20 protein-coding genes, 1 tRNA gene and 1 riboswitch are annotated in these 19,129 nt (G+C 53.5%); of the genes, 5 read left to right on the top strand and 16 right to left on the bottom strand.

Translation table 11 applies throughout. From position 1 onward, the window contains the following. Positions 1-1,008 precede the first annotated feature (1,008 nt). From AC127K_RS13725 to AC127K_RS13715, 3 genes are read right to left on the bottom strand one after another with little or no spacing between them, the layout of a single operon-like run. Complete coding sequence (locus AC127K_RS13725) at positions 1,009-2,274, bottom strand: efflux RND transporter periplasmic adaptor subunit (RefSeq protein WP_483720993.1); 1,266 nt, start codon at positions 2,272-2,274, stop codon at positions 1,009-1,011. Then, complete coding sequence (locus AC127K_RS13720; protein WP_483720992.1) at positions 2,271-3,113, bottom strand: carbohydrate ABC transporter permease; 843 nt, start codon at positions 3,111-3,113, stop codon at positions 2,271-2,273. The genes AC127K_RS13725 and AC127K_RS13720 overlap by 4 nt, the downstream gene beginning before the upstream one ends. A gap of 8 nt (positions 3,114-3,121) precedes the next feature. Then, on the bottom strand, positions 3,122-4,015 hold the full coding sequence (locus tag AC127K_RS13715) for a carbohydrate ABC transporter permease (RefSeq protein ID WP_483720991.1): 894 nt from the start codon (positions 4,013-4,015) through the stop codon (positions 3,122-3,124). Between the two features lie 1,045 nt (positions 4,016-5,060). On the opposite strand from AC127K_RS13715, the gene AC127K_RS13710 reads away from it, so the two are divergent. Next, positions 5,061-5,681 carry a sugar O-acetyltransferase gene (locus tag AC127K_RS13710; protein WP_483720990.1) on the top strand — a complete coding sequence of 207 codons (621 nt, stop codon included), beginning with the start codon at positions 5,061-5,063 and terminating at the stop codon, positions 5,679-5,681. A gap of 241 nt (positions 5,682-5,922) precedes the next feature. Here the strand turns inward: AC127K_RS13710 and AC127K_RS13705 are convergent, their stop codons facing one another. Next, entirely contained in the window at positions 5,923-7,146 is a 1,224-nt protein-coding gene (locus AC127K_RS13705; RefSeq protein WP_087185407.1) for an IS110 family RNA-guided transposase, read from the bottom strand. Positions 7,147-7,430: 284 nt separating this feature from the next. Between AC127K_RS13705 and AC127K_RS13700 the strand changes: the two genes are divergently transcribed. Beyond that, positions 7,431-7,673 (top strand): type II toxin-antitoxin system Phd/YefM family antitoxin, encoded by a 243-nt coding sequence (locus AC127K_RS13700; RefSeq protein ID WP_294542309.1) that lies wholly within the window; start codon positions 7,431-7,433, stop codon positions 7,671-7,673. Beyond that, positions 7,670-8,047 carry a type II toxin-antitoxin system death-on-curing family toxin gene (locus AC127K_RS13695; protein ID WP_483720989.1) on the top strand — a complete coding sequence of 126 codons (378 nt, stop codon included), beginning with the start codon at positions 7,670-7,672 and terminating at the stop codon, positions 8,045-8,047. The genes AC127K_RS13700 and AC127K_RS13695 overlap by 4 nt, the downstream gene beginning before the upstream one ends. 141 nt (positions 8,048-8,188) lie before the next feature. Here AC127K_RS13695 and AC127K_RS13690 read toward each other — a convergent pair. Then, a tRNA-Ala gene (locus tag AC127K_RS13690) sits at positions 8,189-8,264 on the bottom strand. A 191-nt stretch (positions 8,265-8,455) separates the two neighbouring features. On the opposite strand from AC127K_RS13690, the gene yunB reads away from it, so the two are divergent. Beyond that, a complete protein-coding gene (gene yunB, locus AC127K_RS13685; protein WP_483720988.1) occupies positions 8,456-9,055 on the top strand; it encodes a sporulation protein YunB in 600 nt (199 codons plus the stop codon). Here the strand turns inward: yunB and AC127K_RS13680 are convergent. The 11 genes from AC127K_RS13680 to queA all read right to left on the bottom strand — a co-directional run bounded on the left by AC127K_RS13680 (position 9,049) and on the right by queA (position 17,629). Then, on the bottom strand, positions 9,049-10,323 hold the full coding sequence (locus AC127K_RS13680) for a chloride channel protein (RefSeq protein WP_483720987.1): 1,275 nt from the start codon (positions 10,321-10,323) through the stop codon (positions 9,049-9,051). The genes yunB and AC127K_RS13680 overlap by 7 nt on opposite strands. Before the next feature lie 21 nt (positions 10,324-10,344). Then, complete coding sequence (locus AC127K_RS13675) at positions 10,345-11,418, bottom strand: type IV pilus twitching motility protein PilT (protein WP_294542313.1); 1,074 nt, start codon at positions 11,416-11,418, stop codon at positions 10,345-10,347. A 13-nt stretch (positions 11,419-11,431) separates the two neighbouring features. Beyond that, positions 11,432-11,866 (bottom strand): hypothetical protein, encoded by a 435-nt coding sequence (locus AC127K_RS13670; protein WP_483720986.1) that lies wholly within the window; start codon positions 11,864-11,866, stop codon positions 11,432-11,434. Further along, on the bottom strand, positions 11,863-12,318 hold the full coding sequence (locus AC127K_RS13665) for a hypothetical protein (protein ID WP_483720985.1): 456 nt from the start codon (positions 12,316-12,318) through the stop codon (positions 11,863-11,865). The genes AC127K_RS13670 and AC127K_RS13665 overlap by 4 nt, the downstream gene beginning before the upstream one ends. Next, complete coding sequence (locus tag AC127K_RS13660) at positions 12,315-12,788, bottom strand: DUF4860 domain-containing protein (RefSeq protein ID WP_483720984.1); 474 nt, start codon at positions 12,786-12,788, stop codon at positions 12,315-12,317. Before AC127K_RS13660 ends, AC127K_RS13665 begins: the two co-directional genes overlap by 4 nt. Before the next feature lie 41 nt (positions 12,789-12,829). Further along, the gene (locus AC127K_RS13655) at positions 12,830-13,159 is read right to left on the bottom strand and encodes a hypothetical protein (protein WP_483720983.1); all 330 of its coding nucleotides are present in this window, start codon (positions 13,157-13,159) and stop codon (positions 12,830-12,832) included. Positions 13,160-13,169: 10 nt separating this feature from the next. After that, positions 13,170-14,219, bottom strand: coding sequence for a type II secretion system F family protein (locus AC127K_RS13650; RefSeq protein WP_483720982.1), 1,050 nt, complete (start codon positions 14,217-14,219; stop codon positions 13,170-13,172). Between the two features lie 15 nt (positions 14,220-14,234). Beyond that, complete coding sequence (locus AC127K_RS13645) at positions 14,235-15,146, bottom strand: transglutaminase-like domain-containing protein (RefSeq protein ID WP_483720981.1); 912 nt, start codon at positions 15,144-15,146, stop codon at positions 14,235-14,237. A 247-nt stretch (positions 15,147-15,393) separates the two neighbouring features. After that, positions 15,394-15,939 (bottom strand): phosphodiesterase, encoded by a 546-nt coding sequence (gene yfcE, locus AC127K_RS13640; RefSeq protein ID WP_483720980.1) that lies wholly within the window; start codon positions 15,937-15,939, stop codon positions 15,394-15,396. A gap of 14 nt (positions 15,940-15,953) precedes the next feature. Continuing rightward, positions 15,954-16,436 carry a GNAT family N-acetyltransferase gene (locus tag AC127K_RS13635; protein WP_483720979.1) on the bottom strand — a complete coding sequence of 161 codons (483 nt, stop codon included), beginning with the start codon at positions 16,434-16,436 and terminating at the stop codon, positions 15,954-15,956. 164 nt (positions 16,437-16,600) lie between these two features. After that, positions 16,601-17,629: a tRNA preQ1(34) S-adenosylmethionine ribosyltransferase-isomerase QueA gene (queA, locus tag AC127K_RS13630; protein WP_483720978.1), complete on the bottom strand. Its 1,029-nt coding sequence runs from the start codon at positions 17,627-17,629 to the stop codon at positions 16,601-16,603. An 80-nt stretch (positions 17,630-17,709) separates the two neighbouring features. Continuing rightward, positions 17,710-17,883: riboswitch (Lysine riboswitch) on the top strand. A 168-nt stretch (positions 17,884-18,051) separates the two neighbouring features. Here queA and asd point away from each other — a divergent pair. After that, positions 18,052-19,128, top strand: a complete 1,077-nt coding sequence (asd, locus tag AC127K_RS13625) for an aspartate-semialdehyde dehydrogenase (protein ID WP_294541155.1) — start codon at positions 18,052-18,054, stop codon at positions 19,126-19,128. Position 19,129 lies beyond the last annotated feature (1 nt).

The following is a 19,129-nucleotide window of genomic DNA, read 5'->3' as shown; positions in this document are numbered from 1 at the left end:
GTAGGCACAGGCCAATTGACAGGCAGACACTGGCGGTGATGGAACAGGAAACGCCTTTCCAAAGCAGTTCTTTCTGCCATCCCAGAAACACCGAGCCGGGAAATGCAAGCTGTTCTTGCCACCGCGATTGCAGCGTTTCCAGAAGGGATTGCCAGAATGAAAAGTTACTCCACTGTCCGGGTATCAACCACGAAGGCAGAGCCTCCAAAAAGGCGGGAAGCAGAAAGGCCGCCACAAGAGCAAGGAGCCATCCCACTATTTCGCGGCAGCCTTTGTGCCTGGCAAAAGAAAACCGCTTGCCGAAAATAAGCAACAGGCAGAGTCCCGTCGCAAAAACCGGAAGCCAACAGAATAACTGGATGGGCAGAGCCAACGCACTGTGCCAGCCGATGGCCTGCGGCACTCCAAGACCGCTTTGTACAGCAAATTCCCGGGCAGCGGTATAAAAATCATCGGGAGCTGTGGTTCGGTCGGACGCGCACACCATGACATGGTCAAAGGCAGTGCCGGACTCTGCCCAGATGCACAGCATGGGAATCGTACTTTGAAATACCCCGCAAACTTTGGCGACGTCATCCGATTGCCCGGAACGCAGCGTACATCCGATAACATCATCACTTCCCCAGAGATTCTGGGCTAGCCCGGTGCTGATAAGGGCCTGCCGAGGCCCGGCGGGATACGTTCCGCTGCACAGAGAAAATGGCCATAGAGCAGTGGCTTCTCCCAGGTACTGGATACAAATCACATCGTCTGTATGAAACGCGCCGTCACAGGTGATAAGGTTCTGGCACCAGAAAGTCGGCCACAGGCCGGAAACGTTCTGCTCGGACCCGGCGTAATCCCGGGCACGCTCTGCCTGGGTATTGGGTATGGACTCTGTATAATACAATTCATTCCGCCTGGTGGCGCCTTGCAGCGCAGACAAAGCCATCAGGCTCTGCCACCAGAAAAACAGCCCCACCAAACCTGCCAGGAAGGCAGCATATCTCCGAAATCCTTTGTGCCCACTCATGATGCCGCCACCTTTACCGTATCCCCGGCATACAGCGGCTTGTCTCCACGGATAGCCACCTTTGCTTGCAGGGAAATTCCTTCCACGGCAGCGGTGGTGTCGTTTCTCTCCAGCAACGTAACAGGTAAGGCGGTCAGCTTATTTTCGACGCCCAAAATGCTGGAAGTACTCTCTACCAGATACACATACCAACCGCTGCTGTCCTGATGAAGGGCAGAAACCGGCAAGCAGGTTTTGTAGTGCCGGGATGGAAAACGCAGCACCGCTTCGGCACTGCCGGAAGTCCAGTTGCTGTCATCCAGAAGAATCGACAGGGTTGTCTTACCGTCGGATTCCCAGGAATGCTGCAAACTGCCGTTGCCGCTTATGCTCCCCTGGGCAACCTCGATTTCCGAAGGCTGCCCGGGAAAATCTTGGAAAGCATCCGTTTCCATTTCCAGGTTCAGCAGCCATCCGCTTCCTGTCTCTCCCAGGGTGACGGCAATGCCGTCGCAGCTGCTTCCAACAACAGCGTATACGGCAGTGATGATACCTGCGGTATCGGCAAGCACCTTGCCGTCCGTCTCCAGCAACGCTTCGTATTCTTCTTGCTCCTCTAAAAGGGCCTCTATCTGCTGCTGTAATACGGCGGCATCCGCAGATGATACGGCATTGGATGCATCGGCTTGACGCTGCTGCTCCGCGTATGTATCCAGGGCGCGCTGTAAGGCCATCTCGGCATCCTGTACCGCACGGTCTGCTGCCAGTTGAGCATCTTCGGAAGTGTCCGGATTCTCCAGACAACGCTGCTGGTCCTCCTTGGCGCGCTGCAAAGCCAGTTGGGCATCAGTGATGGGATCGGTGGGAGCATAGTCCGGCTGTACGGTCAGCTGCTTTTTTTGGGCACGCAGCTGAGCAATCTGTGCATCCAAAGTATCCAGCTTGTTTTGCAGTTCCTCCCCGGAAAGGCAAAGCAGCACATCTCCCGCCTGTACCGCTTGTCCGGCTTGCACCAGCACTTCGGTCACGGTTACATCTTCCGGCAGTAAAATCCGGGTTTCCTTTTGCGGCATGATAGTGCCGGAGCAGGTTGCCGTCTGTTCAATCTCGCCGCCTCCCGGCATACCGATGGTCACCGTAGGCATGGCGGCGCTGCGGGCAGTCCGGCTTAGCAAGGCGAACAGCAGCAGCAAAGCAGCAAAACGGGCCGTGACTAGCAGTGGTGCGGAAGTCTCTCGACTGAGCACTGGCAGATGCACCCTTGGCAATTTCCGTAGTTTCATTTCAAAGTACCTCGTTCCATATCGGAGAGCAATGCGCCGCTCCCCAGCCAAAACACAAGCAACGGTGGGAGCAGAATCACCAGGCTGGCAGAGCAGCAAAGGGCGAAGTTTTCGGTGGTGACCTGGGGAAGGTAAAGGCTCAACGGCCACAAAGATTCCTTGCGTAGAAAAGCCAACGGCTGTTCCATACTGTTCCAGCATTCCCAGAACTGTAACGTCATGACAGCAAAGAGGGTTCGTGAAGTCAGAGGCAGACCAATCCGTGAAAAACAGGTCCATTCGTTGGAACCATCCAGATGAGCCGCTTCCAGGCAGGCGGTGGGGATACGATGGAAGCCCCTGCACAAGAAAAATACCGGGAAGGCTGCAAACATTCCCGGCAGGATGATGGCCCAATGAGTATCCAACAATCCAAAGCGCCGCAATACAAGGAACGTGGGGACCATGGAAACCTGAAATGGCAGAACCATTAAAAGGAAATAAAGCCCCCACACCAAACTGCGTCCGGGAAACGAATACCGGGCCAAAGCCCATGCGGCGGGGGCAGCAACCAGTAAGGAACCTATGACCTGGGGAATGGTTTGAATCAGGCTGTTGCCAAACATCACAAAAAACTCCGGACTATCCAGCAGCAACTGAAGAATCGGCTGTAAGGTGGGCCAACAGGGCAACAAAGTCCAGGTGGAAGTTTGGGTACCCTCCCCCCCTAAGCCAAGAGCCGGTCCGAACAGGAATACCAATTCATCGGAGGAACGGAAGGCTGCTGTCAGCGTAAACCAGGCCGGCCAAAGTACGCAAAAAAGAGCCGCCAACAGAAACAACCATAACAGCCGATTCATGCGGGGCCTCATGGTTTACAGGCGCCAGAACCTGCTTGGCGCCGATACAGAGCCATAAGCGAACGCACAGCAACCATCATGCCGCCAAAAACAGAAAGCACCAGCATGACGGCCGCACTCAGCCGCTGCATATCCAGGGCCAGAAACCAGTTGTTCAAAAGATGCGGGAGCAGGTAGATACTGTCTGGCGGATAGTTGCCTGCCAGAAGCCAGGCTTCCCGAAAGACCCGGAAGCACCCGATGATTCCAAACAGTGAGGCCAAACCAAAGGAAGACGGCAGGGCCGGCAATGTAATGTACAAAAAGGACCGCCACGGCCCGGCTCCGTCTATGGCGGCAGCTTCATACAGAACCCTGGGGATGCTGCACAAACCGGCCATCCAGATGAGCAGCGTGTAGCCGAGATTCTTCCAGATAAAGGTAGCAACCAACACCCCGAACACGGCATTGCTTTTTAGAAAGGAAACGGACGGCAGCCCGAATTGTTCAAGACAGCTGTTCAGTAACCCTCCATCCTCGAACAAGATTTTCCAGGTCAGAGCGATTCCAGCCACGGGCAAAGCGGGCGGAAGAAGGAGCAGTGGCTGCACATATCGGCTATGCGGCAGCAAAAGCCAAAGAAGCCAGGCTAACAACAAACCTACTCCCAGCAGCAAAGGCAGACAAACCCCCAGAAAGCACAAGGTGTTTTTGACGGCCAAGCGAAAGGCAGAATTTTGGAAAACGCTTTTGTAATTGTCCAGCATGACAAAACGACTGCGCCTTGTATCGGAAAAACTCCAAGCTGCGATTTCCAGAAAAGGCACCAAATAAAACAGGCAAGTTCCGACCAGACTGGGCAACAGAAAAACCCAGGGAAGGAAACGGTGGTTGCAAAATTGATGGGTAACTCTGGGTTTCATAAGCAGGTCCTCCTTATGCAGGAGAGTTTACCGCACGAAAGCTGGAAAAATCCTGTAAATACTTGATAAAAGGCGAACTCTTTTTCAGACTTAAAAATGTAGCGAGCCCAACAAAAAAATAGAGCCGTGAAGTTTATGATTCGCGGCTCTTCTTTAAGTTTAAGCAGTTTTTCTAAGATATATGGCAGCTCGATATTTCATTCAAATAATTTTGTGGAGATTCTTGAGGTGTCGCTTGTCCACTCGTTTTTACGGAAAACAAAATCGGTAGGTAAATTTAGTACAAAGCACGAAAAACAGGTACAAAATGGTAGGTAGAAAACCATCACAAATACCTGCCTTTTTTGGTGACAAACACTTCATTTCTTGTTATTATTCTGGTACAATGAAAGCACCATCAAGTGCCTCATCCTATACCATCCGTTTTTACAAGTTCTCTATCATTTTGAGCTTGCCGAATTTCACCAGCTCCCTCATAAATACCTACCGGTTTGGGTGATCGCTAACATCACAAACACCTACCTGTTTTCTGCCAGTTATCCCTTGAAAACCTTATTGTATCGGCTTTATTGGGACGGCTCCTGTACTTATTTCATATCTGTGCGTGGTACCAAAATGAGAGATATATGTCCATCTGAAGTGCATAATGAATTCATAATGAAATGGCCTGTTTTGTGCCGAAAGCACGGAAACAATCCACTCAAAAAATAGCTATATTCTGTCTGTTTTTTTGAAATATTCGAACGTACTAAAACATATGCTAAAATGGCATTCAAGAGGTCAGCGGTTCGATCCCGCTTATCTCCACCAAAAAGACCTGAAACTTTAGTTTCAGGTCTTTTTTTATTCCAGGCAGATATCTTTCGTGGTAGAACTCTGTTTTTATGTCTGGCTTGGGCTTGGAAAGAAATAAAGAGGTATAGCAATCGCCAAGCTCTTTTTAGAATTTCTCGGCTGAAGGAATTTATATTGAGTATGACTGGATTTTACAAAAATCATGTGCTACACTCCTTTTATATTGATATGCAAAAGGAGGCCGATTCTCATGGGCGACCCACACGTTCTGGAAAAAATGCATAATGGAGAAATTTACGATCCTGGCGATGAAGGCATTGTTCAAGAACAGCTGAATTGCCTGGAATTACTGTACGAATATAATTCAACCCACCCGCACGAGCAAGAAAGGCGCCAGAACCTTCTGCAAAAGATGTTTGCAGAAATAGGCGAGAACTGCTACATCGAACCGCCTTTTTACGCCAACTGGGGCGGACGGCATGTCCACTTCGGCAAAAATGTCTATGCCAATTTCAACTTGACTTTGGTAGATGATGCCCACATTTTTGTGGGAGATTATACAATGTTCGGGCCAAATGTTACAGTGGCTACAGCCGGACATCCAATTTTGCCGGAGCTCCGTCAACGGGGGCTGCAGTACAATATGCCGGTACACATCGGCAAAAACTGTTGGATCGGAGCAGGGGCGGTTTTGGTCCTGGGGGTTACAGTTGGCAACAATGTGGTGATTGGCGCGGGCAGTGTTGTGACAAAGGATCTGCCGGATAATGTGGTGGCCGTTGGAAATCCGTGCAGGGTCCTGCGTGCTGTGAATGAACATGACAAGAAATACTATTTTAAAGATCGTGAGATTCCCAACGAACTTTTGTGATTCACTGCTGCGTGAAGCCAGACACACGGAAGGATAAATAGCGCTAGAATTCTGATTAAATCTCCATATAGTAGGTTGAATTTTACCTATTTTGAGGTATCCTGTAAATGAGTCCTGCAAACAAAAGTCAATAGATGAAATAAAAAAAGTCCCGCAAATTTTGCGAGGCTAAAAAAGGTACAACAAACCAGACCGGAGAGAAAGCATCTCGCCAGCCGGAAAGAAATTCGGTTGTTAAAGATTACGATTGCTTAGCAGGTTCTGTATCAAAAGCCTCCAGGCATTCTTTCACGCGGGCGTAGTAGATGCGCAGGAACTTGTTCTGAGCGGCAGTCATGTAGACAAAGTAGGGCTTGCCCTCTGCGCGTTTCTTATCAAGGAACTGGTACACCGGCTCATCCGCTGGAGACTTTTTCAGGTATGTGCAGATGATTTGGTAGAGTGTTTTACGCAAATGTGGTGAGCCTCGCTTTGTGGTGGGAACGCTCTTTGCGCTGTGCTTGCCGGATTCATCCACGCCGGGATCAACACCTGCAAAGCCCACGATGGAGCTGCGGCGCGGGAAACGGCGCACATCTCCAATTTCGGCCATAAGCTGCGCGGCAGTTATTTTCCCAACGCCGTACATGGCGCACACGGTTTCGTATTCTGGAAGTTGGGATGCAAGCCGCGTCATTTCCGCCCGCAGAGTGGCCAGCGTGGTCTTTCCCGCCAGAAGTTGTTGAGCAGCCGTGACAATGAGCAGCTTTGTGTTCTCGTTTTTCGGCAGTGTCGTAAAATGGCCACAGCTTCCGGCGTAAATGTCCAGCGCCTTCTCTGCACTGAAATGGTATCCCTTGCGTTTGCACCACTTCTGGTAACGTTCTGTAAACGCCTTTTCGCTGGCACGGCAGATGCAATCGCAATGCCAGAAGGTCATGACAAAATCCACCCATTTCTGGTGGCCGTCAGCACGCTCTGGGCTGGAGAAAAGCTCGTTTACACCGGGAAAGGTCTTGTCGGTCAGCGAAATGAGATTGTTTTGCAGCGACACCACTGTTTTCATGTAGAGATTGTATTGGCGGCTGCACAGCTTCAGTTGTTGTCTAATCGTATCCATGGGAGTATATTCCCGCAGATCCACCCAGTTGTCAAGGCCATACTTTGCAATCTTCAGAGCGTCAGCCTTGTCGGTCTTGACCTTGCGGATGGAGCCGCCGCCGCTCTGCTTGATGAGCAGCGGATTCAGGACGCAGACGTAGATCCCGTACTCATGTAGTGCTGCCGCTACCGGTTCGTGGTAACGGCCTGTGGATTCCATGATGACGCGGGTATCTTCGCCCAATGCGACGATGGCGCCAGCCATCTGCTCCAAACCAACTTCGGTATGGAGAAATTCCTGTGGCAGAAATGCCACTTCACCCATTGGCCGCAGGGCAGCCACCGTGCTTTTCCCTTTGGAAATGTCGATCCCTACTGCGTTCATTTTGCTCCTCCTTCTGATTGGATATGGCTTTCCGCCGTTTACTCATCGCCTGTTCAATCTCCTGGGTGACGCGAACGCACCGCAAATCGGTGGTACAACCTGCGCAAATCGAATGCTGCGAATGAGAGAGGCGGCTGACGGACTCATTTACGGGCGTGTCGGCCCAAGGTGAGCTATGTCAGGCAATTTGCTCTCCCATTCTAACAGCTTCGGCTTTGAGATGGAAAAAGACGCGGCTGGCTGCCGCGCCTTGAACCGTAACTTTATTGTAGGAGGTGATTTCTATGACTCTTGACACCCGAGAGATGATTTCCGTGACCGAAGCCAATCAGAATTTCTCACGGGTGACGCGAATAGCCGACCAGTGCGGAAAAGCAGTAATTTTGAAAGGAAACCGTCCTCAATATCTGTTACTGGATATTGAGACTGATCCCAGGCTTCTGTTGTCCGAGGATGAACTAATTGGCATTTCTGCAACCCGTATTTTCAAAAAGCATCGCGCTGCTTTTGAGGAGTTGGCAAAATGATTAGATTGTCTACACAAAAAATACTTCAGCTCCATCGCTTTCTCATACAGGAAACCGGAGGTCTGGACGGCTTACGCGACGAGGGCTTGCTTGACTCTGCTGTTCAAGGCCCATTTGCTACTTTTGATGGACAGGAACTCTACCCTCATTTGGAACAGAAAGCCGCTAAACTGGGATATACACTTGCCAAGAATCACGCCTTCCTGGATGGAAACAAACGAATCGGTACTTACTCGATGCTGATTTTTTTGGACGTAAATGGCGTAACGATGGAGTATTCTGATGATGATCTGATCTCTTTGGGCTTTGGCATCGCAGATGGTTCTATGGATTATGAAGAGATTCTTGCATGGGTTCAGGAGCATAGAGCATAACAAGGCTTTAAGGATATCCGTTGCATCGAACCAGAAAGAAGAATCTGCGAATAAGATTCTAGGGCGGCTCCAATGTACAGAGCCGCCCTAGAATTTACATAATAACACAGAAAAAAGCACCAACCTTTCGGTTGGTGCTTTTGGTGGAGATAAGCGGGATCGAACCGCTGACCTCTTGAATGCCATTCAAGCGCTCTCCCAGCTGAGCTATACCCCCAAGCTTTTTTGTTGCCGTCAGGCAACGAAAGTAATTATAGCAGGGGAAGCTCTGTTTGTCAACACCTTGCAGCAAAAAAATAGCATTTTTTTCGTATGCGGCATAAAATGGCGGGAATCACCGCTTCAGCAAAGGAGGTATGCCTTTTGCGCCGCAGATGCCAAAGGAAACCGCGTCCCCTTCGGAGATGCATGATCTCAGGCTTTTTAACTGCCGCACTATGTGTGGGTACTTATCTCTATATCGTGCAAACATCTTTTAAGCCCACTCTGGAAGAATTGGCAGAATACGAATGTCGAGCCATCGTGGTGCAGGCCATGAACCGCGCTGTCAACGAAGAAATGGAAACGCACCCCGAACGATACGAAACGCTGTACAACATGGATTATACAGCCGAGGGAGAACTGATCGCGGTTCACGCCAATACCGCTTCATTGAATCAGGCCCGTTCCGCCCTGATCCAGGCGGTTGAAACTGCATTGTCTGTTCTGCAGGAAACCGATCTGGAGATTCCTTACGGAAGCCTCACCGGCATTACCGCATTCGGAGGACTTGGTCCCTCCTGGAAGCTCACATTGCTGCCAGACGCCTATGTGGAAGGCACTTTGCGGGAAGAGCTGCACTCCCTTTCGATCAACCGAACACAATACTCCATCACTCTTGACTTGCAGGTAACCATCAGCATGGTGCTGGACGGCAACACCGCCACTGCACAGGTAAGCGATCAGATTCCCATTGTCAGCATGCTGCTCAACGGAGACATTCCCGCATATTACGCCGGAACTCAATAATGCCCTTTCTGTTCGGTGTGGTATTCGGATTCCATTTTTGCTGTCACAAATCCTTGATGGCTATACAATCCGGTGTAACCGGTAAGCGCATGACAAATGCCGCATACAACACCAAAGAACAGCAGCCCCTGGGCATCAAACACCTCGACAGCCAAAGCCAAAGAAGAGAACAGACAATTGGTTGCACCGCAGAACACCGCCACCATTCCCAACGCTGCGCCAAACCCGGCAGGCAGCCCAAACAGCGGGGCCGCCACACATCCGAAAGTTGCACCGATAAAAAAGCTGGGAACCACTTCCCCGCCCTTATATCCGGCCGCCAGCGTTACAGCCGTAAAAAGAATCTTCAGCAGGAAATCCTGCGGCAGAGCTTGTCCTTGTTCGATAGCCTGCTGAATCACCTCTGTACCAGCCCCGTTATACCTCATAGAACCGCACAGCAATGTAGCCGCTACCACAATCACGCCTCCCACCAGAATCCGCCTCCAAGGGCTTGGAAACCAACGCTGCATGCGACGCCCCATAAAGCGCAGAAAAGCACAGAAGAACATCGTAACAGCGGCACAGGCCAAACCAAATCCGGCAGTTTGTACAAGAGGCAAAGGCGCAGTGTCCGGTGCTGTGATTGTAAACCGAACCGGCGTAACCTGCAGCACCGTGCAGAGCCCATACGCCACAAGAGAAGCAGCATAGGCCGGGATAAAAGCCGCGTAGAACACCAGTCCTACATTGATGACCATCATGGCAAACATGGTAGCCGCCAGCGGCGTGCCAAACAGTGCGGTAAAAAAGGCCGCCATACCGCATATGGTCGCCACACGGCAATCGTGATCCGACAGATGCAGAAGCTTGCCGGCATGCCAGCCGATATCTCCCCCCATCTGAAGGGCAGCCCCCTCACGTCCCGCACTGCCGCCCGCCATATGGGTCAACACAGTTGCCACAAAAATAGCCGGCAGCAAAAGTACCTGCAACGGTTTTCCGTCCTGCACTGCATCAATAACAGCATCGGTCCCCTGCCCTTCCGTACCGGTAACCTTATAAATGGCTACGATCATGAGCCCCACCACAGGCAGGGTAAACAAAAGCCAGGGGTATCGGGCACGCAGAGATGTAACCGTAACAATGGCATGGTAAAATGCGGCGCCGATTCCCCCGCACAAGACCCCGACCACCGCCGCCAGCACCAACCATTTGGCCAGCAGCAGCGTACTGGTCCGCACGCGCAGCCAGCTCTCACGGACACGCTGCATATATTCTTTTTTCATCCACACTCCGCTCAATTCCGTTCACAAACTTTCGATAGCATTCAGCTTGCGCACCATTGTCTCATACCGCAGGCAATAGGTCAGTGCCGTATCGCGGGTAATGCGTTTTTGCGCATAGAGCCGGCACAGGCTGTCATCCATCGTACACATGCCTTCCGATGCCCCTGCCTGAATGGCAGCGTCGATCTGATGGGTTTTTGCCTCCCGGATCAGGTTCTTGATTGCAGCATTGTTGTTCATCACTTCAAATACCGCTGTCTGACCTCCGTCAGTGGTAGGGATCAGCTGCTGGCTGATGACCGTCTGCAGCACCATGGAAAGCTGAATTCGCACCTGGGCCTGCTGGCTGGCCGGGAACACATCGATAATTCGGTCGATGGTATTAGCGGCCCCGGTAGTGTGCAGCGTGGAGAAAAGGAGCTGGCCGGTTTCGGCGGCGGTCATGGCCACTTCGATGGTTTCCAGGTCGCGCATTTCCCCCAGCAAAATCACATCCGGGCTTTCCCGCAGCGCGCTGCGCAGGGCACTGACATAACTGGGGGCATCGCTCCCGATTTCGCGCTGGGTAACAATGCTGCGGTCATGACGATGGATATATTCGATCGGATCTTCCATAGTGATAATGTGAGATTCCCGATGATGATTGATGGAATCAATCAGACAGGCAAGCGTTGTGGATTTTCCGCTGCCCGCCGGTCCGGTGACCAGTACCATCCCCTTGAGTTTTGCCGCCGCCTGCATGACCTGAGACGGAATGCCCAGAGCGTTCGGATCCGGCAGGCCAAACTGAATCACACGCAGGACCATGGCCAGCGTACCGCGCTGGTGGAGCACATTAGCGCGAAAACGCCCCATATGCGGGATAGCAAAGGAAAAGTCATCATCTGCATCCGGAATTTCCATCCGGGCAGGATTGCGACCGCAGAGGGAATAAATTCCTTCCACGAATTCACGGGTTCCCTCGGGCATCAAACGTTCACCCACACGCTGTTGTCTTCCGTTGACCTTGTATGTCAGCGGAAGGCCGGCAATCACAAAAATATCCGAAGCGCCTACATCCAACGCCTGCTTCAAAACATCCAGAATCTGATTCATGGTATCGTTCCTTTCACATACCCTTCCAGAGATCCAACGTCTGATCCGGCTCCCAGTCGGCAGACAGACGCCAAGCCAAAATCCGATAGGCTGCCGGGGAATCCGGCTGGGGAACTTTCGGCTCTGCAACAATCTGCAGAGTGCTGTCCTCCAACGTCACCACCGTTTCCAGGGTACCATCTTCCTGAAAGACCGTTTCCGCCGGGGCTTCCTGCTTTCCTTTCAGGTACGCATCCATCGCAGCCAGGGCCTCCTGCCCTGCGCTTTCCATCTGTGCCTGACTCTGCAGGCCGGACAGTGCTCTATCGGCCATGGCAAGGTCCGCCTGTGCTGTTGCCAGTGCCAAAACTGCCAGAACCGCCAGACAGATGAGAACCGCCGTTATCAGCAAGGTCAGCGTCCCGGTCCGCACAGGGCGATGGGTAAACTCCGTGCCTTTCTCATTCATGACTGCCCCGCCTCCTTATCGGATGTCAGTTCCGGGCAATACAACGAAGTTGTCACCTCGCCCAGCGGCTGTTCATCCGGCTCCGATGCCGATTTGACACAAATATCCGCAAGGATCATCCTTCCCGTCGGCCGGCTTTCTGAACGCAGTTCCATTGCCACACAGTACCTGCCATCCGGCTGCTCATTTCCCTGGTCATCACAGCAAAATTCCAGTTGTGCCTGTCCCTCTGTTTTTGCCTGTTCCGTTGCCGTCCGATAAGGTTCTGCCTGTGCCGAAAAGTCAGCAGACACTGTCTGAAGGATCAAAGCTGCATCGGTTTTTCCCCGGGCGCGCTCTCCAAGATACTGGGCTGCTCCAAATACCCGGATAAGCACGACCAGCGCTGCCAGCAGGAAAAGCAACAGGAGCAGGCTTTCGATATAAAAGGAAAGATTTCTATGCCGGTTCATGAATTGCTCTCCTCCGTGTGCAGAAACACCCGAATGGTCCCCTGATCGGTTGTAACTTCAATCTGTTGGCCTCTCCGTCTCGCCGCAAACGTCTGTGTTTTTGCCACTGCCTGCGCATTTTCGGGGGAATAGGGCGTCCCCTCTGCGGCGTATTCCTCCACCAGCTGCCCCTCGTAAAGATAAATGCGGGTCTCATATCCGGTATCTGCTCCCGTATCCGACAGGATCAGGGCATCCCCTTGAGGTCCCTCCGCCACAGAAACAGCCTGAAACTCATCGGCAGCCCGCAGCCGTGCAGCCACATAACTCAGACTGGCGCGAACCGCTTGATTTCGAGTCTGGCTTTCCGTAAGAGCCCTATAGACCCGGGCGCCAAATACGGCCAGCACCAACACACAGCCCAGTATCAGAACAAACAGAGCCAGAGAGAATGGCGCCGAATTTGGACGCCGTTTTTTCTGATCGTGCATGCTGCTGTGCCCCTTTCTTCAAACATCCCTGTACAGCAGGGTCATTCCTTTTCCAGAACCGTGATATCCGGCAGCTGGTTGGATGCAAACACATCGTACGCTACAATAAAGCGGGCGTGGTTGATCTGTACCCCGTACTCCTGTTCCAGAACATCCAGACTTTCCGGATATTTGCCTTCCACCGCATAGCATTGTACCGCGGCATCCAGTACCGTCTGTCGCAGAGCTGCGGCAGCCTGCTCTTCCATATCTTTATCGATCAGATCGTACAACCAGACAGTCCCGCACAGGGCAAGAATGAGAAGTGCCACCGACACGAATACGTTGAGAATACGGCGACCAAAACTTCTTTCCGGACGATCATGAAACATAGCTGCCTCCTTATCCGATAGATCCCAGGATCCCGATCAGCGGCAGCATGGTGGAAATGAGGGCGACCCCAACTGCGACCGTAAGAAAAGCCGACAGCATCGGTTCCACTCTGTCCACGGCGCTGTCGATGCGGGACTGTGCATCCTGTGAAAACAGTTCCGCCAAACGCTGCAGGACCGGTTCCATGGAGCCGCTTCGTGCTCCGGAAATCAGCATACGACCATAAAGAGGTTCAAAGAGTTTCTGCTCATACGCTGCTGTGGCAAGCCCCACGCCTTTTTCCTTCATCTGCGTACGGCAGGCTTCCACCCTTCGGGCCACCTCTTCATTTTCCACCATTTTACCGGCCGACTCCATGGCAGCATCCACATCCACACCACTGGCCACATAAAGCAAAAGGACCTCGGTAAAATTGGCCAGGGAAAGTTGTTGTGCAATACCAGACAGCACCGGCAGATGTTCCGCCAGTCTCTTGAGTACGGCCAGACCCCGAGGAGACCGTGAAGCCGCCACTGCGGCAATAAGCAGGATCGCCGCCAATGCCGTGACAACAAGCGCCAGCGTACCAATGATATACGCCACACGGATATACGCATAGGAGGAGGTGGTCAGATCTCCTGCCAGACTTATGTACACGCCTGAAAATACCGGCAGCACTTTGGCCAGCAGCACTCCCAGGATAGCGGACATCAGTACCAGCAGAACCAGTGGGTACAGCACTGCACTTTTCAGTTTTGTCTCCAGCCGGCTGCGGCTGCCATAATAAGCTGACAAACTGCGCAGTGTCTGCTCAATCCGGCCGGTACTTTCCCCCACCCGGACCATGTCCGATACATGCCCAGGGAAAAAGCCGCTCTGTTGGATTGCCTCGGACAACGTGCCCCCCTGAAGCAGCAGGAATCTCTGAATAGATTTAGCTGCATCATGAAATCCGCCCTGTGTGCTGTCCTCGCTCAAAAGGCCGGCCGCCTCTTCTGCTCCGATACCGGCACCCAGCATCATGGCCATATTTTCGCAGAAAACGCTGACAGCCAGACTCTCCAGTTGTTTGTTTGCCATCCTTGTACCCCCTCATCAGTAGGTCAAACGATCGGTATAGCCGGTGCCATCGCCGGTATATGCCGCCGACGCGCCCGCCGCAAAGGTCAAGTCGATGCGCTCCCAGCTGTGAGCCGGTGCTTCGATCTTGACGGTGATCCAACCGGTCTCCTCCAGCCAGATCATGTTCCACGCATGGTAGAGTTCTCCCGGCTGCACATAACCGGTTATCAATTTTGTGGGAATTCCCTGGCTGCGCAGCATGGCCGCCGCCAGACTGGCGTAATCATAGCAAATGCCTTTGCCGGAATGGAGCGTTTCGTCCGGATCCGGCAGATAGCCGGCCTGCACCGTCTCCGCCTTTTGGGTATCGTAATCAATGTTGTTTTGAATATACGAATAGATATTGGCCACAACACCGGCTTCTGTACCGGCCTGGGCCGCCAGTTCCGCAGCTTTCGCCACACAATCGGAATCCGCTGTATAGTTTACCATCTGATTGGGCCGCAGAAACGGAACAAGTTCATTTTCCAGCTGTACAGAAACAGTAGCGGAATAGATTTCTGCATACTTGTCTTCTGTGGTGTTCTGCATCACCCGGAAGGTGTATTCCCCGCTGCCGCTTTGCAGGACGTAACACTGCGGCGTACCGTCGTTGGGAAGATCGTAGTTGTATTTTACTTCACCGAACAGAACCTGAAATTTCAGGCGCTTGTCACCGGTACCGCGGGCAGCCACATATCCTTGGCTCACATGGGAAGTGTCTATCTGCACCCCGTTTTCCCCTCCGGCTGCCTGGGCATCAAAAACGCTGGTCTGCATGGGTGGGGCCATGTATCCGCCGCCGGTAGTGTCCGGCACCTGCTGTTGATTGTCCTGTCCGGCGCAGGCCGCCAGCAAAAACACCATGCACAGGCAAAGCAACCCCTGCCATATCTTTTTTGCCAAGCGGCCACCTCCCTGCCCGGAAACCCACGTTGATAATCAATTTATTATACGACCAAACCGTCCCTTCGTTCAAGCATTTGCAAGAACATTCCGCAAAAAACAAAGCCGGCCAGGTTCCTCTTACGGAGAACTTGTGCCGGCTGGCAATTTACTATTTTTATCAGCTGCGAAAACGTTCAGCTGCGGTGGAGACACACCATCGCGGTCAAAAAAGGCTGATCGGCATCTCTGTTTCCAAAATGCAATTTTACAGGTTTTCGGAGTGAAAAAGATTGCCTGCCAGATCTTTCCAGACAGCACAGTTTCCTTCCAACACCATATAGCTCCGGGCGGAGTTTTCCTTGGGAATAGAGACGGACCCCGGATTGAAGTACCGGTTGTCCTGTCCGAAAACATGCCAAGCCGGGACATGGGTATGCCCGTGCAGCAGAATGTCACCCGGATGCAGGGCAGGCAGCTGTCCCAGATGGTAGTGGTGGCCGTGCGTGGCAAAGATCATCCGTTCTTCTGTCATCAGCAGACAATAATCCGCCATAACAGGAAATTCCAGCACCATCTGGTCCACTTCGGTATCGCAGTTTCCCCGGACACAGACCAGGTCCTGTTTACGGGCATTGAGCATCGCTGCCACAGCTTTGGGATCATAGCCTTGTGGCAGATCGTTGCGCGGTCCATGATAGAGGATATCCCCCAACAGCAGCAGACGATCCGGTTGTTCCCGGTCCATTGCCTCCAGGAGCTGACGGCAGTACAGCGCGGAGCCATGGATGTCGGACGCAATCATCAGTTTCATCTCGGTATCTCCTCTCAGAAAGTAAGGCGCATCTGATGCCAACGGACTCCACCATGTAGCGAACCGCAGAATCCTTCATCGGCGAATCCCAGGTTTCCGTAATAATGCAGGCGATGTTCCTTACAGGTCAGCACCAGGCCTCGCCGGCCCTGGCTGCGTGCATGCTCAGTCATGGCTTTCACCAATTGTGCCCCATACCCGCGGCAGCGGTCCTGCTCGCGCACATCCAGTCCGAAAATCATCTGCCACGCTCCCTGCTCATTATGCAGGTCCGCCTGCTCGTACATCCGGTCCTCCAGATCCGGCAGGTCAGTGACCATACCGTTGATAAACCCGACCAGCGACTCGCCATCGGTCAGAAGCAGAAAATGGGATGCAAAAACACGCAGGCGCGCTTCCAGCGATTGCCTTGTGGCGGCTTCAGCCGGGGGAAAACAAGCGGCTTCCAGCGCAGAGATTGCATCCAGGTCCTGTATAGTGGCTGTACGTATTTCCATCTGTTACGCCTCAATTCTGCCGCAGCAAGCGGCCGCGGCTTTCTTTTGGTATATAATGCGCGATTCCGGTCCTTCTGTCAAGCGTGCGGCTGCAAGACGAAAGATCCGGCCCTTTCTGGCGAAGGAATCCGCAGAAAAGGCCGGACATACAATATTTTTTTGTATCACTCAATCAGCATGGCATCGCCGAAAGAGAAGAAGCGGTACTTTTCCTGCACAGCGACCTTGTAGGCAGCCATGGTCTTGTCATAGCCGTAGAAGGCGGCAATGAGCATGATCAGGGTGCTTTCCGGCAGATGGAAGTTGGTCACCAGGGCGTCGATGGCGTGCAGCTCCACCCCGGGATACAGGAAGATATCAGTGCTGCCGCTGCAGGGCACGATCTTGCCGTACCGGGCCCAGACTGCTTCCAGGGTACGGCAGCTGGTGGTGCCCACCGCCACCACCCGATGGCCGTTGGCCCGGGCCTCATTGATGGCAGCCGCAGCAGCCTCATCCACGCAGTACCATTCGGTGTGCATATGGTGGTCCTCGATGGATTCCTCGTTCACCGGGCGGAAAGTCCCCAGACCCACATGCAGGGTCACTTCCACGATCTTGACGCCCTTGTTTTCGATGGTCTTGAGCAGTTCCGGGGTGAAATGCAGTCCGGCGGTGGGGGCGGCGGCGCTGCCCAGTTCCTTGGCATACACGGTCTGATACTGGCTCTGGTCCTCCAGCTGTTTGGTAATATAAGGCGGCAGGGGCATTTTGCCGAACTCGTCCAGTTTTTCGTACAAGGTCTGGGTATCATAAGTGAAGGTGACCAGCTTGTTGCCGTCGGGCAGGGTCTCGTCCACCACAGCGGTCAGGCTTCCATCACCGAATTTCAGTTTCGTTCCGGCCTGCATCCGGCGGCCCGGTCGGGCCAGACATTCCCAGGTGTCCCCTTTGGCCTGACGCAGCAGCAGCACTTCGCACACGGCACCAGTGGGCACCTTATCGCCGATGAGGCGGGCGGGCAGCACCTTGGAATTGTTGATGACCAGCACATCCCCTGCGTTCAGGTGAGCAGGCAGGTCATGAAAGATCTCATGCTTGATGGAATCGTCTGCACGGTTCAAAACCATCAGGCGGGCACTGTCCCGCGGGTCGGCGGGTTCCTGGGCAATCAGCTCTTTGGGAAGATCATACCAAAAGTCTTTTTTCAGCATAGTTTTGCATCCTTTTTACGTTGACAATCAGGGGCGGCAATGCTATTATGAACACATGGCGGCGGGCATACATCCACCGCCGGAAACACAGAGGCGCGGGCAACATCAGTATCCGCAGGTTTTCGGCCAGCCAGGCAGCGGCCGCGGAGAAAGGGTTTCCCGCCGAAGGCGATGCACGGCACGCATCGGCCTGGGTCCGCCGCCGAACAGGGACGGAACTGTCATGCCGAAAGGTATGTTGCGCTGTGTTGTATGCAATGTAACATTATATTGCATTTTGTGCCGGTTTTCAAGCCGGTTTTTTTATTGCCCACGGGTAATCGGGAAGCCGCAGACAAACCAAGGCGGAGAGAACCTCTGCCGGATGTACCGCATACAATGGACTGTATGCGGGGCACAGCACGAAAGGAAGGTTTTTCAAGATGAAACAGTACAAAGTTGGCGTTGTAGGTGCCACCGGCATGGTGGGCCAGCGGTTCGTGACCCTGCTGGCACAACACCCCTGGTTCCACATCACCGCGCTGGCGGCTTCCGCCCGTTCGGCCGGAAAGACCTATGAGCAGGCAGTGGGCAGCCGCTGGGCCATGCAGACTCCCATGCCGGACAGCGTCAAGGATATGGTCGTGATGGATGCTTCCGATGTGCAGGCTGTGGCGGCCAAGGTAGACTTCGTCTTCTGCGCCGTGAACATGAAGAAGGATGAGATCAAAGCGCTGGAAGAAGCCTACGCCAAGGCCGAGTGCCCGGTGGTCTCCAACAACAGCGCCCACCGCTTCACCCCCGACGTGCCCATGGTAGTGCCCGAGATCAACGCCGAGCATATCGAGATCATCCCCGCCCAGCGCAAGCGCCTGGGCACCAAGCGCGGCTTCATCGCGGTAAAGTCCAACTGCAGCCTGCAGAGCTATGTGCCCGCTCTGCATCCTCTGCGCGGGTACGGCATCACCAAGTGCCTGGTCTGCACTTATCAGGCCATTTCCGGTGCTGGCAAGACGTTTGAGACCTTCCCGGATATTCTGGATAACGTCATCCCCTACATCGGCGGCGAGGAAGAAAAGAGCGAGCAGGAACCCCTGAAGCTGTGGGGCCACATTGAAGGCGACCGCATCGTGTCCGCCGATGGTCCCTCCTTTACCGCCCAGTGCCTGCGGGTGCCGGTTTCCGACGGCCATGTGGGTGCAGTTTTCGTGAGCTTCGAGCACAAGCCCTCCAAGGAGGAGATCCTGTCCGCCTGGGCCGGGTTCCACGGTGCTGCGCAGGACCTGAACCTGCCCAGTGCCCCCAAACAGTTCCTGCATTACTTCGAACAGAACGACCGCCCCCAGCCCAAGCTGGACCGTATGCTGGAAAACGGCATGGCTGTGAGCATCGGCCGCCTGCGGGAGGACACCCAGTACGACTACAAGTTTGTCTGCCTTTCCCACAACACCCTGCGCGGTGCGGCGGGCGGCGCTGTGCTGCTGGCCGAACTGCTGGCCGCCAAGGGCTACCTGGACTGAT

The organism is Subdoligranulum sp. DSM 23681, from assembly GCF_057005535.1.
This window is presented reverse-complemented; position numbering and strand designations above follow the sequence as displayed.

Bases quoted from the DNA above. Each gene is read 5' to 3' on its own strand.
- AC127K_RS13655 (WP_483720983.1), bottom strand. From the start codon at position 13,159: ATGTTTCATGATCGTCCGGAAAGAAGTTTTGGTCGCCGTATTCTCAAC.
- AC127K_RS13660 (WP_483720984.1), bottom strand. From the start codon at position 12,788: ATGCACGATCAGAAAAAACGGCGTCCAAATTCGGCGCCATTCTCTCTG.
- AC127K_RS13665 (WP_483720985.1), bottom strand. From the start codon at position 12,318: ATGAACCGGCATAGAAATCTTTCCTTTTATATCGAAAGCCTGCTCCTG.
- asd (WP_294541155.1), top strand. From the start codon at position 18,052: ATGAAACAGTACAAAGTTGGCGTTGTAGGTGCCACCGGCATGGTGGGC.
- AC127K_RS13710 (WP_483720990.1), top strand. From the start codon at position 5,061: ATGGGCGACCCACACGTTCTGGAAAAAATGCATAATGGAGAAATTTAC.
- AC127K_RS13705 (WP_087185407.1), bottom strand. From the start codon at position 7,146: ATGAACGCAGTAGGGATCGACATTTCCAAAGGGAAAAGCACGGTGGCT.
- AC127K_RS13720 (WP_483720992.1), bottom strand. From the start codon at position 3,113: ATGAATCGGCTGTTATGGTTGTTTCTGTTGGCGGCTCTTTTTTGCGTA.
- AC127K_RS13675 (WP_294542313.1), bottom strand. From the start codon at position 11,418: ATGAATCAGATTCTGGATGTTTTGAAGCAGGCGTTGGATGTAGGCGCT.
- AC127K_RS13700 (WP_294542309.1), top strand. From the start codon at position 7,431: ATGACTCTTGACACCCGAGAGATGATTTCCGTGACCGAAGCCAATCAG.
- AC127K_RS13715 (WP_483720991.1), bottom strand. From the start codon at position 4,015: ATGAAACCCAGAGTTACCCATCAATTTTGCAACCACCGTTTCCTTCCC.
- AC127K_RS13670 (WP_483720986.1), bottom strand. From the start codon at position 11,866: ATGAATGAGAAAGGCACGGAGTTTACCCATCGCCCTGTGCGGACCGGG.
- AC127K_RS13635 (WP_483720979.1), bottom strand. From the start codon at position 16,436: ATGGAAATACGTACAGCCACTATACAGGACCTGGATGCAATCTCTGCG.
- AC127K_RS13650 (WP_483720982.1), bottom strand. From the start codon at position 14,219: ATGGCAAACAAACAACTGGAGAGTCTGGCTGTCAGCGTTTTCTGCGAA.
- AC127K_RS13725 (WP_483720993.1), bottom strand. From the start codon at position 2,274: ATGAAACTACGGAAATTGCCAAGGGTGCATCTGCCAGTGCTCAGTCGA.
- yfcE (WP_483720980.1), bottom strand. From the start codon at position 15,939: ATGAAACTGATGATTGCGTCCGACATCCATGGCTCCGCGCTGTACTGC.
- queA (WP_483720978.1), bottom strand. From the start codon at position 17,629: ATGCTGAAAAAAGACTTTTGGTATGATCTTCCCAAAGAGCTGATTGCC.
- yunB (WP_483720988.1), top strand. From the start codon at position 8,456: ATGATCTCAGGCTTTTTAACTGCCGCACTATGTGTGGGTACTTATCTC.
- AC127K_RS13680 (WP_483720987.1), bottom strand. From the start codon at position 10,323: ATGAAAAAAGAATATATGCAGCGTGTCCGTGAGAGCTGGCTGCGCGTG.
- AC127K_RS13695 (WP_483720989.1), top strand. From the start codon at position 7,670: ATGATTAGATTGTCTACACAAAAAATACTTCAGCTCCATCGCTTTCTC.